The 15,892-nt window shown below is 70.2% G+C and carries 15 protein-coding genes; 10 read left to right on the forward strand and 5 right to left on the reverse strand.

From position 1 onward, the window contains the following. Together ACGFY5_RS20350 and ACGFY5_RS20355 are read right to left on the reverse strand one after the other, a co-directional pair. Positions 1-285, reverse strand: a complete 285-nt coding sequence (locus ACGFY5_RS20350; RefSeq protein WP_035856696.1) for a metal-sensitive transcriptional regulator — start codon at positions 283-285, stop codon at positions 1-3. Positions 286-294: 9 nt separating this feature from the next. After that, entirely contained in the window at positions 295-1,194 is a 900-nt protein-coding gene (locus ACGFY5_RS20355) for a protocatechuate dioxygenase (RefSeq protein ID WP_392721834.1), read from the reverse strand. A 75-nt stretch (positions 1,195-1,269) separates the two neighbouring features. On the opposite strand from ACGFY5_RS20355, the gene ACGFY5_RS20360 reads away from it, so the two are divergent. Continuing rightward, on the forward strand, positions 1,270-1,812 hold the full coding sequence (locus ACGFY5_RS20360; RefSeq protein ID WP_392721835.1) for a DUF2243 domain-containing protein: 543 nt from the start codon (positions 1,270-1,272) through the stop codon (positions 1,810-1,812). A 59-nt stretch (positions 1,813-1,871) separates the two neighbouring features. After that, on the forward strand, positions 1,872-2,561 hold the full coding sequence (locus tag ACGFY5_RS20365) for a cytochrome c oxidase assembly protein (RefSeq protein WP_392721836.1): 690 nt from the start codon (positions 1,872-1,874) through the stop codon (positions 2,559-2,561). Here the strand turns inward: ACGFY5_RS20365 and ACGFY5_RS20370 are convergent. After that, entirely contained in the window at positions 2,476-3,075 is a 600-nt protein-coding gene (locus ACGFY5_RS20370) for a sulfite oxidase-like oxidoreductase (protein ID WP_392721837.1), read from the reverse strand. The genes ACGFY5_RS20365 and ACGFY5_RS20370 overlap by 86 nt on opposite strands. Before the next feature lie 54 nt (positions 3,076-3,129). Here ACGFY5_RS20370 and ACGFY5_RS20375 point away from each other — a divergent pair, with 54 nt between their 5' ends. The 3 genes from ACGFY5_RS20375 to ACGFY5_RS20385 are packed head-to-tail and all read left to right on the forward strand — an operon-like array spanning position 3,130 to position 6,079. Beyond that, a complete protein-coding gene (locus tag ACGFY5_RS20375; RefSeq protein WP_392721838.1) occupies positions 3,130-3,417 on the forward strand; it encodes a hypothetical protein in 288 nt (95 codons plus the stop codon). After that, complete coding sequence (locus ACGFY5_RS20380; protein ID WP_392721839.1) at positions 3,414-3,929, forward strand: GAF domain-containing protein; 516 nt, start codon at positions 3,414-3,416, stop codon at positions 3,927-3,929. Before ACGFY5_RS20375 ends, ACGFY5_RS20380 begins: the two co-directional genes overlap by 4 nt. 38 nt (positions 3,930-3,967) lie before the next feature. After that, positions 3,968-6,079, forward strand: a complete 2,112-nt coding sequence (locus ACGFY5_RS20385) for a PAS domain S-box protein (protein WP_392721841.1) — start codon at positions 3,968-3,970, stop codon at positions 6,077-6,079. Here the strand turns inward: ACGFY5_RS20385 and ACGFY5_RS20390 are convergent. Both ACGFY5_RS20390 and ACGFY5_RS20395 read right to left on the reverse strand, forming a co-directional pair. After that, positions 6,039-7,244, reverse strand: coding sequence for a saccharopine dehydrogenase family protein (locus ACGFY5_RS20390; RefSeq protein ID WP_392721843.1), 1,206 nt, complete (start codon positions 7,242-7,244; stop codon positions 6,039-6,041). The two genes, ACGFY5_RS20385 and ACGFY5_RS20390, sit on opposite strands and share 41 nt — an antisense overlap. A 39-nt stretch (positions 7,245-7,283) precedes the next feature. Continuing rightward, entirely contained in the window at positions 7,284-9,029 is a 1,746-nt protein-coding gene (locus tag ACGFY5_RS20395) for an MDR family MFS transporter (RefSeq protein WP_392721844.1), read from the reverse strand. A gap of 118 nt (positions 9,030-9,147) precedes the next feature. Here ACGFY5_RS20395 and ACGFY5_RS20400 point away from each other — a divergent pair, with 118 nt between their 5' ends. The 5 genes from ACGFY5_RS20400 (at position 9,148) to ACGFY5_RS20420 (ending at position 15,866) form a co-directional block, all read left to right on the forward strand. Beyond that, positions 9,148-11,121, forward strand: coding sequence for an MDR family MFS transporter (locus ACGFY5_RS20400; protein WP_392721846.1), 1,974 nt, complete (start codon positions 9,148-9,150; stop codon positions 11,119-11,121). 165 nt (positions 11,122-11,286) lie between these two features. Beyond that, positions 11,287-12,387, forward strand: coding sequence for a substrate-binding domain-containing protein (locus ACGFY5_RS20405; RefSeq protein WP_392721848.1), 1,101 nt, complete (start codon positions 11,287-11,289; stop codon positions 12,385-12,387). 60 nt (positions 12,388-12,447) lie between these two features. After that, positions 12,448-13,230 (forward strand): ATP-binding cassette domain-containing protein, encoded by a 783-nt coding sequence (locus ACGFY5_RS20410; RefSeq protein ID WP_392721850.1) that lies wholly within the window; start codon positions 12,448-12,450, stop codon positions 13,228-13,230. 7 nt (positions 13,231-13,237) lie between these two features. After that, positions 13,238-14,689: a sugar ABC transporter permease gene (locus tag ACGFY5_RS20415; protein WP_392721852.1), complete on the forward strand. Its 1,452-nt coding sequence runs from the start codon at positions 13,238-13,240 to the stop codon at positions 14,687-14,689. Between the two features lie 64 nt (positions 14,690-14,753). Continuing rightward, positions 14,754-15,866 (forward strand): ROK family protein, encoded by a 1,113-nt coding sequence (locus tag ACGFY5_RS20420; protein ID WP_392721854.1) that lies wholly within the window; start codon positions 14,754-14,756, stop codon positions 15,864-15,866. The last annotated feature ends 26 nt before the right edge of the window (positions 15,867-15,892 follow it).

Here is a 15,892-nt window from a genome sequence, read left to right on the forward strand (position 1 = left end):
TCAGGAACGAACGAGACGCGCGATCGCGTCAGAGGCCTCGCGTACCTTCGCGTCGGCTTCCGGGCCCCCGTTGCGTGCGGCGTCGACGACGCAGTGCGCGAGGTGCTCGTCGAGCAGCCCCAGGGCCACCGACTGCAGCGCCTTCGTGGCGGCGGAGACCTGGGTGAGGATGTCGATGCAGTACTCCTCCTGCTCGACCATCCGCTGCAGCCCGCGGATCTGCCCCTCGATACGCCGCAACCGTTTGAGGTAGGCGTCCTTGTCGGCGATGTACGCGTGTGCCATGGGCCTACTCTACCCCCCTAGGGTACCTACGGCTCCCGGCGGGACGCCGAGCAGATCGACGCCCAGATTGACAGCGCCGAGATAGGCGTCGCCGTAGCGTCGCACGGTCAGTCGCAGCGACGGATCGTAGAACGCGTCGGCCCGGTTGCGCGGGGGACGGGCGCGGTAGGGAGCCGCCCGGTACACCTGGTCGTTGACCGTGTCGTCGAGGAAGAGCTGTGTGCTCAGGACTGTCGTACGGCGCGCGTACACCTTGACGTGCACGTGCGGCGCCCGCCCGACGTACCAGCCCGGGTAGATCGTGGTGAACCGGGCGATGCCGTTCGCGCCGGTCACCTGGGCGCCGCGGAGGTACGTCCCGTCGTCGCCGGGCTGCGCCTCGGCGTCGCCGCGGCTGTACGATCCGTTCGACGTGCGGACGTCGTACCCCATCGGGTCGCCGGTCGGGTCGGCGGCGGGCAGCTCGACGCCGCGGGTGTTCGGCCAGCCCGGCGGCGGGTCCGCCGGCGCGGTGCGGTCCGGCCCTTCGAAGCCGGAGTACCGGCCGGTCGCGTCACAATGCCAAATCTCCACGACGACGTCCGGCAGCGGCGCGCGTCCGCAGCCGGCACCGTCGACGACCCGGATCGCGAGCTGGAGGGTCGTGCCGCGGCGGGTTTCGCGGATGTCGCTGCGCAGGCGGTCGACGTCGAACCAGTACGGTCCCTGGGCGAGTTGGCGGGAGGGGCGGCAGGTTGCGGCGCCCTGCAGTAGCGCGAGCGTTGCCGCGTGCACGGTTTCGCCGGTGATCTCACCGCCGGCGCCCCCGGGGGCGGTGCGGCATGCTGCGAGGAGGGGTACGGCCGCGCCGAGTGCGAGCAGTTTGCGTCGGGTGAGGCTCCCGGATCCGGAACCGGCAATTTGTCGCATTCGTGGAGTGTGGCGGATTGCGGGGCCTGGGCGCGGCCCCGCGTTTATGGACGGTCGCGGTGGGAAGTCGGCCGTGTGGAACGCACTGTGCTGTCCGGAGCGTTGCTGGGCCTCGGGGTCGCGGCGTTCGTCGACGAGACCGTCTTTCACCAGTTGCTGCACTGGCATCACTTCTATGACAAGTCGACGAACGCGGTCGGGTTGGTTTCCGACGGGATCTTTCACGCGTTCAGTTGGTTCGCGACGGTCGCGGCGCTGTTCCTCCTTGCCGATGTGCGTCGGCGTCGAGTGTTCGTGGCGCGGCGCTGGTGGGGTGGTCTGCTGGCCGCGGCCGGGGCGTTCCAGCTCTACGACGGCACGATCCAGCACAAGCTGCTGGGCCTGCACCAGATCCGCTACCACGTCGACGTCACCCCCTACGACTGGGCGTGGAACGTCATAGCGGTAGCCCTCATCGCCGTCGGCGCCACGCTCCTGATCACCGCCCGCCGCCGCCCGGCGCGCGCCGCGGATGGTTCCGCCGGGGGCGGCGCGGATGGTTCCGCCGCGGGCGGCGCGGCTGGCTCCGCCGCGGGCGGCGCGGCTGGCTCCGCCGCGGGCGGGTCGGCCGCGCGGTGAGCCACGCAGGCACGCCGGCCGGCTTGCTGCTGGTGGTCTCGGGCCTCTTGCTGCCATTGGTGGTTTATCGGGTCGCGGTGGCGGAGGTGGGGCCGGTTTGGGTGGGGCGGCGCACGGCGTGCTGGGCGGCGGGGCTCGGGGTGCTCGGCGTCGGGCTCGTCGTACCCGGGCACGGTTTCACTCAGCACGTGCTGAGCCACCTGCTGGTGGGCATGGTGGCCCCGCTCCTGCTGGCCCTCGGCCACCCGGTCCAGCTCGCGCTACGCGCGCTCCCGGTCGCCCGTGCCCGCACGCTCGTGCGCCTGTTGCGCTCACTCCCGCTGCGGACGCTCGGCAACCCGGCGATCGCGGCGCTGCTCGACGTCGGCGGGCTGTGGTTGCTCTACGCGACGCCGTACTACGACCACCCGCTCGTCCACGTGCACATGCTGCTGGCCGGCTACCTGTTCACGGCGGCGATCCTCGGCACCCACCCCCGCCCGGCCGGCTATCCGTACCGGGCGGTGGTGCTGGTCGCCGCGTCGGCCGCGCACGGCATCCTCGCCAAGCACCTCTATGCGCAGACGCCCGGCGCCGAGCAGGGCGCGATGCTCATGTACTACGGCGGCGACGCCGTGGACCTCGTCGTCATCGTGCTGTTCTGCCGCGCGTGGTTCCGGACGCTCAGTCCCCGTCGTAGCGCTGCTCCCGCCACGGATCTCCGTAGTTGTGGTAGCCCGCTCGCTCCCAGAACCCCTTCTGGTCGGTGACGAGCAGGTCCAGCCGCTTGACCCACTTGGCCGACTTCCAGAAGTACAGGTGCGGCACGAGCAACCGCACCGGACCCCCGTGCTCGGGCGTCAACGGTTTGCCGTCGAACGTGTGCACCAGCCAGGCTTTGCCGCCACGCAGATCGGCCAGCGGCAGGTTCGTCGTGTAGCCGCCGTACGAGTGCACGAGCACGTGCGCGGCGGACGTCTCCACGCCGTCGAGCAGCGTGTCGAGCGAGACGCCCTCCCACGACGTGCCGAACTTCGACCACTTGGTCACGCAGTGGATGTCGACGGTGGGCTTCGCCGTCGGGAGCGCCCGGAACTCGTCCCACGACCAGCCGTGCTGCTGTCCGGACTCGGTCGTGATCGCGAACCGCCAGGTGTCCAGCGGCACGCGGGGGGTCGGGCCGGCGGAGAGCACCGGAAAGCCGTTGGTCTCGTACTGGCCGGGTGGGAGCAGGCCGGTCGCCGAACGCCGCCGCCCCTGGAACCCGGGAGAGAAGATCGCCACGGGGAACAGTGTGCACCGCTCAGTTCCGGAAAAGCGCTGCCGATCAGGAAAGCTGTGACCTCCAACGCGGTGGACGGCGTCGCCCGGCCGGATCTGGCCGAGGCGCGCCGCGCCGTCGAGCGGATCTACGGTCCACAGGCGTCCGGAATCTGGTCGGACCTGCTGTCCACCGCCCGGCTGGACGGCTCCGAGACCGGCCCCGGCGCGATCGAACAGTTGCTGGACGCCATGCGCTCGGCGGCCCCGGTCACCGCGCTCTGCGGCGAGGCACTGGCGATCCGGGTCGCGAGCCACGATCGACTGAGCCAGGCGTACGAACTGATGCGGAGCAGCGCGTCATGAAGCAGATCACGGACGCCGACCTGACCGCGCTGGCGTCCTTCGACCGCCTGAGCGCGATCGCCAAGTACGACCTCACCAATCCCGACCTCGTCGAGGAGCTGGACGCGATCGCCGCGAACACGGCCGAGCAGTTGCGCCAGCCGATCGCACTGACGAACCTGCTGCTCGACACCGCCGCAGTCGTGCGGGGCAGCTACGGCCTCGAAGGCTACGGCGACGCGGCCAACGTGCCGATCGAGTGGTCGTTCTGCGTGAAGGCGGTCCGCTCGGGCAACCCGCAGGTCGTTCCGGACATGTGCCGGGACCCCGACGAGCACGACAACCCGCTCGTCGTCCACCAGGGCGTCCGCAGCTACGCCGGGGTGCCGCTGAGCACGCCGGACGGCCAGGTCATCGGCACGCACTGCGTCATCGGCAGAGAGCCGCGCGAGTTCACCGACGTCGAGCTGGCGACGCTGAGCACCGCTGCGGCCGAGGTTCTGACGACCCTCGAGCGATACCCGCGTGAATAGTCTGTTTTAGTGCTAATTGAGATGGTTAACTCTTCTGGGTGAAGCCTGTGGCGACGTCCGGGCCCTGGTCCCGGATGCGGGACGTCGTGGTGCCGGTCGGCGTGTGGCTGCTGCTGTGTGCGGTCGTGGCAGCGACGTTGTCGTGGGCGCAGCGCTCCAGCCGGGACGACCTCGTCCAGCGCTTCGACGTGAGGGTGTCGCTCGGCAGCCAGTTCGTGGCCAGCTACGTGCAGGACCTGCTCGCCCGGGAACGGAAACAGGCCGCGACCTTCCTGGCGGGTAGGTCGGTGAACGGCGAGGACTTCCGGCGGTCGGTGGCCACGTTCGGCTACCCCGCTGCGCTGCTGCTCGACGGGCAGGGTCGGGTGCTGCACGTGGCACCGTCGAACCCCGCGCTGATCGGGAAGAACCTGACCGGCCGGTACGCCCACCTGCGGACCGCGTTGCGCACCGGCGTCCCCGCGGTCTCGCCGGTCGTACCGTCCGCCAGCCAGAAACTCGCGGTGACCGCGTTCGCGATGCCGTTCGACACCCCGTACGGCCGCCGCGTGTTCTCCGGCGCGGTCGAGGTGGCGCGCAGCCCGCTCTCGGCCTACCTCGCGAAAGCGCTGACGATTCCCGGCAACCGGGTCTACCTGGCGGACGGCGCGGGCCGGGTCGTGGCCGCGAACCGGCCGGTGAGCGACGGGAGCGACGCGCTGGGCACCGCGGAGCCGGCGCTGGCCGCGGCGCTCACCGAACACCCGACCGGCCGCGTCTTCGCCGGCTACACGTCCGGTGGCAAACGCTGGACGTTCAGCAGCTACCCGGTGTCGGGTACCGGATGGCGCCTGGTCGCGACGGTGCCGGACGACTCGCTCTACGGACCGCTGGCCGGAGCCACCACCGGTGGCCGGGTCGGGCTGGCCACGGCGGCCGCGGTCGGCCTGATCGCGGTGCTCATCTCCGCGCGCGGCTCGCGCAGCCGACGGGCACTCCGGCTGAGCGAGCAGCGGTTCCGGACCGTCTTCGACCACTCGCTGGCCGGCATGGCGCTCATCGACCTGACCGGCCGGATCAAGCAGGCCAACCGGGCGTTCGGCGTGATGCTCGGGCGGCCGCCCGAGACGCTCGCCGGCCTGGCGCTCACCGAGATCACGCACCCGGACGACGCACCGGAGACCGAAACCGCGATGCGCGAGACGCTCGCGGGCTCCTCACCGGGCTTCACCCGGGAGCAGCGCTACCGGCACGCGGACGGCCGGGTGCTGTACGGCGCGACCACCGTCACGCTCCACCGCGACCTGGACGCGAAGCCGGTGCGCTTCACCGTGCAGGTCGTCGACGTCACCGACCGCAAACGGCTCGAGGACGAGGAGGCGGCGGCGCGCGCCCAGCTCGCCGAGCACGCCGACGAGCTGGAGCGGACCAACGGCAACCTGACCGACGCCCGGGACCGGATGGCCGACTTCGTCGCGATGCTCTCGCACGACGTCCGGCAGCCCATCACCGGCATCCTCGGCTACACCGAGACGCTGGCCGACGACTGGGACCACCTGCCGGACCAGCGCAAACAGCAGTACCTGCGGGGGATCGAGGGGGCCGGGCTGCGGCTGAACCGGCTCGTCGAGGACATCCTCACGGTGGCCCAGCTCGACGCCGGTGTCCTCACGCCGAAGGCCGTCCCGATCGACCTGGGGAGCGCGCTGCGGGACGCGGTCGCGACGCTGCCGCCGGACCAGGCGCTCGACGTCACGGTCTCGGTGCCGGAGGGGTTGTGCGTTCGTGCCGACGCCGGGCACCTGCAGCAGATCGTCACGAATCTGCTGGGGAACGCGGTGAAGTACGGGGCGCCGCCGTTCGATCTCACGGCGCGCGGTACGGGGAGCACCGTCGAGCTTTCGGTCTGCGACCACGGTGAGGGGGTTCCGGCCGAATTCGTGCCGCACCTGTTCGAGCGGTTCAGCCGCGCCGAAACCGGCGTTGCGACGACGAAGCGCGGTACCGGGCTCGGGCTGTACATCGTGCGGACGCTTGCCGAGGCCGGCCGGATCGGGCTCGGGTACCGGCCGAACCGTCCGACCGGTGCTTGCTTCCAGGTGACGTTGCCCGCTGCCGAGTCGGCGCCGGCTAGGAAGACGCAGGCCACCGCCGGAGGACGCGGAACGTGATGCCGGCGCCGTCGAGGCGTTCGACCAGCCGGGCGCCCATCGCGACCGCTGTCGTCACCTGTCCGACGGTGGGCGGGAGGTCGTCCAGGGCCAGGCAGAGCGACGCTTCGCCGAGCATGATCGCCGTCGACGCGTAGCCGGGGTCGAGGTCGCTGTGGACCTCGGTGAGGACGCGGGTTCCGTCATCGGTGACGCCGGTGAACTTCACGGACATCCAGCCGGCGGCGCGTTGCTCCTCGGTCGGGCCGGTGCCGGACGCGAACCGGCCGAGCATCCGGTCGCGCAGTGGGGCCACCTGGGCGGCGGCGGTGATCGCGACGGTGCCGGCCAGCGCGCCGGCCACGTGCAGCGGTGACGGCAGTGCCGCGTACTGCCCGTACGAAAAGTCGCGCCAGCCCAGCGCCGCCGCTGTCCGCCCCACGACCTGCGGATCGAGCGTCGGCATCGGCACCGTCCACACACCCACCGGATGGGTCCGCGGCACCCAGGCCATCCGCCGCCCGCCGTCGACGGCGCCGGCGCGGGCGGCCGCGTCCGCGGGCTCGGCGGAGACGCTCTCGCGGTGGCGGCGTTCGGCGGCGGCGCGGCGGGAGGCGCCGGCGTCGGCCACGGCGCCGATCAGGGAGTGGACGGTGCCCGCGGAGGCCCGGCCGGAGACGCGGTAGAAGCTCTCGACGTGCAGCGGGTGGCCCGCGGGGAGCTGCTGCACGGTGAACCAGGCGCCGAGGTCGGCGGGGATCGAGTCGAAGCCGCAGGCGTGGACGATCCGGGCGCCGGTTCGCAGCGCCGTCGCGTGGTGCCGCAGGTACATCTCGTCGACGAAACGCGGCTCGCCGGTCAGGTCGGTGTAATCCGTGCCCGCGGTGGCACACGCGGCCACGAGCGGTTCGCCGTACTTCACGTACGGCCCGACCGTGCTGGCCACGACCCGGGTCGACGACGCGAGCCGGGCCAGCGACCCGGCGTCGTCGGCGTCGGCATGGAGCAGTGGCAGGTCGGACCACGAAGGCCCCAGCCGGCGACGGACCTCTGCCAGTTTCGACAGATTCCGGCCGGCCAGGGCCCAGCGGGTGTTCTCGGGCGCCACCCGCGCCAGGTACTCCGCGGTCAGGCCACCGGTGAAGCCGGTGGCGCCGTACAGGACCAGGTCGTACGAGCGCGCCATTCCGGGACGGTACCCAGTCTGATCACGGGTGTACCCGAATTACTGGAGCTCGTGCTCCGCCTTGCGGCGGGCGCCGCGCCGAGTGGCCTCGTGCCGTCCGGCCTCGTGCCGCCCCGGGTGGCGGACGCCGCGCCGGGGGAGCGTGCTCACCGGAGCAGCCTGCTCCTCGGGCGCCCCGGTCGCCGCGTGCGTGGCAACGAGAACCGGCTCCTCCTCGACCGGTGCGGCCACCGCAACGGCCGGAGCCGGGGTGTCGCCGATCGAGCTGCGGAGCGCGACCTCGCGGATGAACAGCACGGCGATGAACGCGAGCAGTGCGAACGGCGCTGCCACGAGGAACACGTCCCCGGCCGCGTGGCCGTAGGAATCCATCACGATCGACCGGATCGGAGCCGGCAGCGTGGACAGGTCCGGCAGACTGCCGTCGCCCGACCCCACCGAGTCGACGCCGATCGCACGCAGACCGTCGGCCAGGTAGTCGGTGACCCGGTGACCGAGCACCGCGCCGAGCGCGGACACACCCACCGCACCACCGAGGCTGCGGAAGAACGCGACGGTGGAGCTCGACGTGCCCAGCTCGCTGGTCTTCACCGTGTTCTGGACGGCCAGCACCAGGTTCTGCATCGTCATCCCGAGGCCGATACCGATCACGGCCATGAAGATCGCCAGGTGCCAGTACGGGGTCTCGGCCCGGGCGGTGCCCATCAGTGCGAACCCGGCCGTCACCAGGAACGCACCGGCGACCAGGAACCGCTTCCAGCGGCCGGTGGAGCTGATGATCTTGCCGGAGATCGTCGAGGACAGGAACAGCCCGCCGATCATCGGCAGCGTGAGCAGCCCGGACGCCGTCGGCGACTCGCCGCGGGCGATCTGGAAGTACTGGCTCAGGAAGACGCTCGCACCGAACAACGCGACGCCGACGAACAGGCTGGCGACGGTGGCGAGCAGGACGGTGCGGTTCTTGAACAGCTGCAGCGGGATGATCGGCTCGGCCGCCCGCGACTCCACCCGGACGAACAGTCCGCCGAGGACGAGGGCGCCCGGCACCATCACCGCGGTCTGCCACGAGATCCAGTCGAACTGCGAACCGGCCAGCGAGACCCAGATCAGCAGCAGCGAGACCGCGGCGGTGACCAGGGTGGCGCCCAGGTAGTCGATGGTGACCTTCCGCTTGATCACCGGCAGGTGCAGCGTCTTCTGCAGGACGAACAGCGCCAGCGCCGCGATCGGGACGCCGACGTAGAAGCACCAGCGCCAGCCGAGCCAGTCGGTGTCGACGATGACGCCGCCGATCAGCGGTCCGGACACCGTGGCGACGGCGAAGACCGCACCCAGGTAGCCGGAGTACCGGCCGCGCTCGCGCGGCGAGATCATCGCGGCCATGATCACCTGCGCGAGGGCGGTCAGACCGCCGACGCCGATGCCCTGGATCGTGCGGGCGGCGATCAGCTCGCCGATGTTCTGCGACAGCCCGGCGACCGCCGACCCCGCGACGTAGATGACCAGCGCGATCTGGACCAGCGTCTTCTTGCTGGTCAGGTCAGCGAGCTTGCCCCAGATCGGGGTGGTGGCGGTGGTGGCCAGCAGCGTGCTGGTCACGACCCAGGTGTAGGCCGATTCGCCGCCGTGCAGGTCGGTGAGGATCGTCGGCAGTGCGTTGGTCACGATCGTGGACGACAGGATCGCCACGAACATCCCCAGCAGGAGGCCGGTCAGGGCCTCCAAGATCTGACGGTGCGACATCGGCTCCGCGGTCGGTGGCGCTTCAGCGGTAGCAGTCGTCATTACCAGCCTTCGTTCAGCGATAGCTCTTTGATACATGCAACTTTATCTCGGAGGTTGCTTGGTGCAACTTTATATCTTGTGATGTGCCTAACTAGACAAATCAGGGCATTACTTACGCATGAGCCGCAACCAGATGAATCTGGTGTTCACGACGATCCTGCTCGGCATGTTGCTGGCCGCTCTCGACCAGACGATCGTCAGTTCGGCGTTGCCGACGATCGTCGCGGACCTCGGCGGCGCCGGGCACATGGCCTGGGTCGTGACCGCGTACATGCTCACCGAGGCCGTGTCGTCGGTGCTCGTCGGCAAGTTCGGCGACCTGTTCGGCCGGAAGCTGATCTTCCAGGCCTCGGCGATCTGCTTCGTCGCGGGATCTGCGATAGCCGGTGTCGCGCACACGATGACGCTGCTCATCATCGGACGGGCGATCCAGGGCATCGGCGGCGGCGGACTGATGGTGACGGCGCAGGCGCTCATCGCCGACGTCATCCCGCTGCGGGAACGCGGCCGCTATCAGGGTGCGCTGGGCGCCGTATTCGGTCTGACCACCGTACTGGGGCCCACGCTGGGCGGCCTGTTCACCGATCACCTGTCCTGGCGCTGGTGCTTCTACGTCAACCTGCCGGTCGCTGTCGTCATGGTCGTGATGGCGGCACGCACGATCCCGTCGGTCACGCTCACGACCAAGCCGCTGATCGACTACCTCGGCATCGTCCTGGTGACGCTCGGTGTCGTCTCGCTGATTCTCGCGCTGGAGTGGGGCGGCGACGAGTACGCCTGGGCCTCGCCGATGATCCTCGGCATGTTCGGTTGCGCGGCCGCGTTCCTCGCACTGTTCGTGTTCGCCGAGAAGCGCGCGGCCGAACCGATGCTGCCGCTGCGGCTGTTCGCCAACCCGGTTTTCACCGTGTGCGGCGTCCTGAGCTTCGTCGTCGGGTTCGCGATGCTCGGCGCGATGACGTTCCTGCCGTCCTACCTGCAGTACGTCGACGGCGTCTCGGCCACCGGCTCGGGCTTCCGCACGCTGCCGCTGATGGCGGGCCTGCTGGTCATGTCGATGGTCAGCGGGTCGGTGATCAGCCGCACCGGCAAGTACAAGGCGTTCCCGATCGTCGGTACCGCGGTGATGACGCTCGGCCTGTTCCTGATGTCGACGATGGACCAGGACACCGGCGTCGCGCTGGAGTCGCTGTACATGTTCGTGCTGGGCGCCGGTCTCGGGCTCGCGATGCAGGTGCTGACGATCGCGGTGCAGAACACCGTCGCCTACGGCGACCTCGGCACGGCGACAGCGGGCGTCACGTTCTTCCGTACCGTCGGCAGCACTGTCGGAACAGCCGTTTTCGGGACGCTGTACTCGAACCAGTTGTCCGCGGAACTGACCACGGCGTTCCGGGCGTCACCCGGCGTATCGGCGAACGCGGTGACCGACCCGGCAGCGCTCCACGCGCTTCCGGCCGCCGAGTCCGCGCCGTTCATCGGCGCCTACGCGGCGGCGATCGGCCACGTGTTCACCTGGGTCGTGCCGATCGCCGTGGTCGGGTTCCTGGTGTCGCTCTTCCTCAAGCAGGTGCCGCTGCGGGACACCGCCAGGGCCGGCGCGACCGACGTCGGCGAAGGCTTCGGGACGCCCGACACCGCGGACGCCGACCGGCAGCTGGAGCGCACCGTCGCCCAGCTGATCCGGCGGGGCGCGCCCACCGCGGCCCCGGCCGTGCTGGCCGGATCGGGAACGGCGCTCGACCCGGGGGAGGCCTGGGTCGTCGGCCAGGTGCAGCTCCGCGCGCGCCGGGGCAGCCCGCCGACGCTGGAGGAGATCGCGGCGGCCCATCGCGTGCCGCCGGACGTCCTCGCGCCGGTGTTCCTGCAGGCCGTCGACGACGGTCACCTGCGCGCGGAGGGCGGCGGGCTGGCCCTCACGGAGAGTGGCGCCGAGGCGTTCGCCCAGGTTGCGGCGGCGTGGCGGCAGTGGCTGCTGAGTCAGCTGGAGGACTGGGGCACGACCGATCCCGTCGACCGCGCGCGGCTCGACCGGGCGATCGACGCGCTCGCCGATCGCCTCTTGGACGAAGAGCAGCTCATTCGGGCATAAAGGTACGGGTGCCCCGCCTTGGGTAACGCCTTCACCCGCATGGCCGTAACGGGTGCGTAACGTCCCTTCCCGCGACGCCGTCCCCCTCGATATGTTCCCGCCCACAACAATTGCCGATGTCCATACGCGATATCGGCCCCTTCAATGGGGAAGGCGGGACACCCTATGCGCATGCGTGCGCTCGGAATGGTCGCTGTCAGCGCCGCGATGGCGCTCGTCCTGGCGGCATGCGGCGGCGACGACTCCTCGTCGTCCGACACCAAGGCGGACTCCGGGAACTCGTCGTCGGTCAAGGGCAAGGTCGGCGTGATCCTTCCGGACACCCAGTCGTCCGCCCGCTGGGAGAGCTTCGACAAGCCGTTGCTCACCAAGGCGTTCCAGGAGGCCGGCGTGGACGCCGACATCCAGAACGCGCTCGGTGACAAGAGCAAGTTCGTGTCGATCGCGGACGGCATGATCCAGGAGGGCGTTTCCGTCCTCGCGATCGTGAACCTGGACTCGGCCACCGGTGCCCAGGTCCAGGCCAAGGCCAAGGCCGCGGGCGTCAAGACGATCGACTACGACCGCCTGACGCTCGGTGGCACCGCCGACTACTACGTGTCGTTCGACAACGTGAAGGTCGGCGAGCTGCAGGGCCAGGGCCTGGTCGACGCTCTGACCAAGTCCGGCAAGAAGAACCCGACGTACATCGACCTCAACGGGTCGCCGACCGACAACAACGCCACGCTGTTCAAGCAGGGCTACGACTCGGTCCTCACGAAGCAGACCGGCTGGAAGAAGGTCGGCGACCAGAGCGTCCCGGACTGGGACAACGCGAAGGCCGTCACGATCTTCGAGCAGCTGCTCACCGCTTCCGGCGGCAAGGTCGACGGCGTTCTCGCCGCTAACGACGGTCTCGGCAACTCGGCGATCACCGTGCTGAAGAAGAACGGCCTGAAGGTTCCGGTCACCGGCCAGGACGCGACCGCCGGCGGTCTGCAGAACATCCTTGCGGGCGACCAGTACATGACGGTCTACAAGCCGATCAAGGACGAGGCCGAAGGCCTGGTCAAGCTCACCGTCGCGCTGCTCAAGGGCGAGAAGGGCGAGACCACCGGCACCGTCGAGGACACCGAGGGCAAGCGTCAGGTTCCGTCGCTGCTGCTCCCGCCGAAGTCCATCACCAAGGAGACGGTCAAGGACGTCGTCGCTGACGGCTTCGTGACCAAGGCCGAGCTGTGCACCGGCAAGTACGCCGCGCTGTGCACCGAGGCCGGCGTCGCCTGATTCGTTGTTCGCGCCGGCGGGCTCTGCCCGCCGGCGCTTTCTCCTGAAGGAGTCGCAGCGATGGCGGATACGCCCATCCTCGAACTACGCAAGGTCAACAAGAGCTTCGGACCGGTCCAGGTCCTGCACGACATCGACCTCTCGGTCTACCCGGGTCAGGTCACCGCGCTCGTCGGTGACAACGGCGCCGGCAAGTCGACGCTGATCAAGTGCATCGCCGGCATCCACCACGTCGACTCCGGCGAGTTCTTCTTCGAAGGCAACCAGGTGTCGCTGGGCAGCCCCCGCGACGCCGCTGCGCTCGGTATCGAGATCGTGTACCAGGACCTCGCGCTCGCCGACAACCTCGACATCGTCGAGAACATGTTCCTCGGACGCGAGTCCAAGAACCGGTTGCGGCAGCTCGACGAGGGCTCGATGGAGGCGCAGGCCCGCACGGTGCTGGCGAGCCTCTCGGTCCGCACGGTGAAGTCGGTGCGGCAGCCGGTGAGCAGCCTGTCCGGTGGCCAGCGCCAGACGGTCGCGATCGCCAAGGCCGTGCTCTGGAACTCCAAGGTCGTCATCCTCGACGAGCCGACCGCCGCGCTGGGCGTCGCCCAGACCCGGCAGGTGCTCGACCTGGTCCGACGGCTGGCGGACCGCGGGCTCGGCGTCGTGCTGATCTCGCACAACATGAACGACGTCATCGAGGTCTCCGACCGGATCGACGCGCTGTACCTGGGCCGGATCGCGGCCGAGGTGAAGGCCGCCGACGCTACGGTCAGCCAGGTGGTCGAGCTGATCACCACCGGCCGGTCCGGCGACCTGGGCCTGTCCCGCGCCACCGCGGACGCGAACCTGTGAGCATCCAATGACTACAGACAACAAGGGCTACAGCGTCGCTTCCGACGCCAGCGTGCTGGAGACGACGCCGGAAGCCGAGGCCGCGGCCTTCGCCTCCGACGCCGGGCCGAAGAACGTCGTCGAGTCGTTCCGGGCCTACTGGGGCCGGGTGCGTGGCGGTGAGGGCGGCGCGTTGCCGGCCATCCTCGGCGCGTTGGTGCTCGTCATCATCTTCGCCAACACCAGTGACGTCTTCCTGAGCAAGGGCAACTTCGCGAACCTGCTCCAGCAGGCCGCGCAGATCTCCGTGCTCGGCATGGGCATGGTCTTCGTCCTGCTGATCGGCGAGATCGACCTGTCGGCCGGTACCGCGGGTGGCGTCTGCGCCGCCGGCCTGGCGCTGGCGTTGAACAACGACGGTGACCTGCAGGCCTCACTGGGCACCGGCGTGTTCGTCGTGCTGATGCTGATCATGGTCGCCACCGTGGCGCTCGCCGCGCTGTCCAAGCTCTGGATCCCCGCGGTGATCATCGCGCTGGGCATCGTGGTCGCGGTGGCCCACCTGGGCTCGACGCAGCTGCTCGCGATGTTCCTGTCGGTGGCGGTCGGTACCTCGATCGGTACCCTGATCGGCTTCCTGGTGGCGCGCGTCGGCATCCCGTCGTTCATCGTCACGCTGGCGTTGTTCCTGGCCTGGCAGGGCGTGCTGCTGAAGTTCATCGGCACCGGTGCGGCCATCCCCACCCGGAACTTCGAGCTCGTCGACAAGATCGAGAACGGCTACATGCCGGTCGTGTTCGCGTGGGTCGTCTGGGCGCTCGCGATCCTGGCGTACCTGGGCACGACGGCGTACCGCTCGATCACCCGGCGGCGCAACGAACTGTCGGCCGAGCCGCTCGACCTGGTCTTCGTGCGGGCGGGCGCGATCGCGGTCGTCACCGGCATCGCGGTCTTCGTGCTCAACCAGGACCGGTCCCGCACCGTGTTCGCGAAGATCCAGGGCGTCCCGTGGGCCGTGCTGATCGTCGCGATCGTGTTCGTGTTCTGGACCTACATCCTGACCCGGACGCAGTACGGACGCTTCCTCTACGCGGTCGGCGGCAGCCGCCAGGCCGCGCGGCGGGCCGGTATCGACGTCGCGCGGATCCGGATGTCGGCGTTCGTCATCTGCTCCGGCATGGCGGGACTCGCGGGCATCATCGGTGCGTCCTACCTGGGCGGTGTGCCGTCGGACTTCGGTAAGAACACCGACGTCCTCTACGCCGTGGGTGCCGCGGTGATCGGTGGTACGTCGCTGTTCGGCGGTCGGGGCAAGGTGCGGGACGCGGTGATCGGCGCGATCGTCATCGCGATGATCCCCAACGGCCTGAACCTGATCAAGAACATCAGCTCGTCCTACGTCTTCCTGGTCACCGGGCTGGTGCTGCTGGTCGCGGCCGGCGCCGACGCGCTGTCCCGCCGCAAGCCCGCGGAAGAATGATCCGAAGGTGCCCCGTTCCTCGGTTGTGAGGCCGGAGGAGATCCGGCGACACAATCTCAGCCAGGTGCTGCAGCAGATCCACCGGCGCGGCGAACTGACCCGGGCGGAGCTCACCACTTCGCTCGGGCTCAACCGCAGCACGATCGGGGACCTGGTCGGCGACCTGGTGCGGCGGGGCATGGTGGACGAGCACGTCCCCGGCGGGGGAGAGAAGGCGGGGCGCCCGTCGCACGTGGTGGCGCCCCGGCCGGACGGTCCGTATGTCCTGGCCGTCGAGATCGAGGTCGAGCGGATCGTGTCCGCCGCGGTCGGGCTCGGCGGCCGGGTGCACGTCCGCCGGGAGACACCCGTGTCGGAGCCGTCGCCGGGTGAGGTCGTCGACCGGATCGCTGCCGACGCACACGCGCTGGCCGCCGAGATGCCGACCAGCGCGACGCTGGTCGGCGTCGGGGTGAGCGTGCCCGGCACGGTGCAGCTGACCGAGGGGCTCGTCGTGCACGCGCCCAACCTGCGGTGGCGCAACGTGCCGCTCGGGTCCCGGCTGGCCGAGGCGCTCCCGGGGCTCGAGGTGCGGATCGGCAACAACGCGAACCTCGGTGCGCTCGCCGAGCACCAGCGTGGCGCCGCCAGGCAGATGCGTAACGTCGTCTACATCGCCGGGCTGGTGGGCGTCGGTGGCGGCGTCATCGTGGACGGTGCGCTGCTCGCGGGCTCCAACGGGTACGCCGGCGAGATCGGGCACATCATGCTCGACCCGGACGGTCCCCGGTGCCACTGCGGCAGCAACGGCTGCGTCGAGACGATCATCGGCGAGCACGCGCTGCTGCGCTACGCCGGTGTCTCCGTCCACGGGTCGGCCGCGGTGGCGGCGGTGCTCGCGGACGCGGAGCGGGGTGCGCCCCGGGCCGCCGAAGCCGTGGTGCGGGTGGCGACGTCGCTGGGCCGGACGCTCGCGATCCTCATCAACGTCTTCAACCCGGAGGCGGTGGTGGTGGGTGACACGCTCGCCGAGATCCTCCGGATCGAGTGCGCCACGATCGAACGGGAGCTGTCGCATCGCGCGAAAGCGGAGTCGCGGGCGTCGACGCCGCTGATCACGCCGGCGCTGGGCCGGGACTCCGCGCTGATCGGCGCTTCGGAGCTGGCGTTCCAGCACGTGCTCGCGAGCGCCGTCTGAGGCGTGCACGTCTTGGTGGGTCATAG

The organism is Cryptosporangium sp. NPDC048952 (genome assembly GCF_043197895.1).
GTDB lineage: Bacteria > Actinomycetota > Actinomycetes > Mycobacteriales > Cryptosporangiaceae > Cryptosporangium.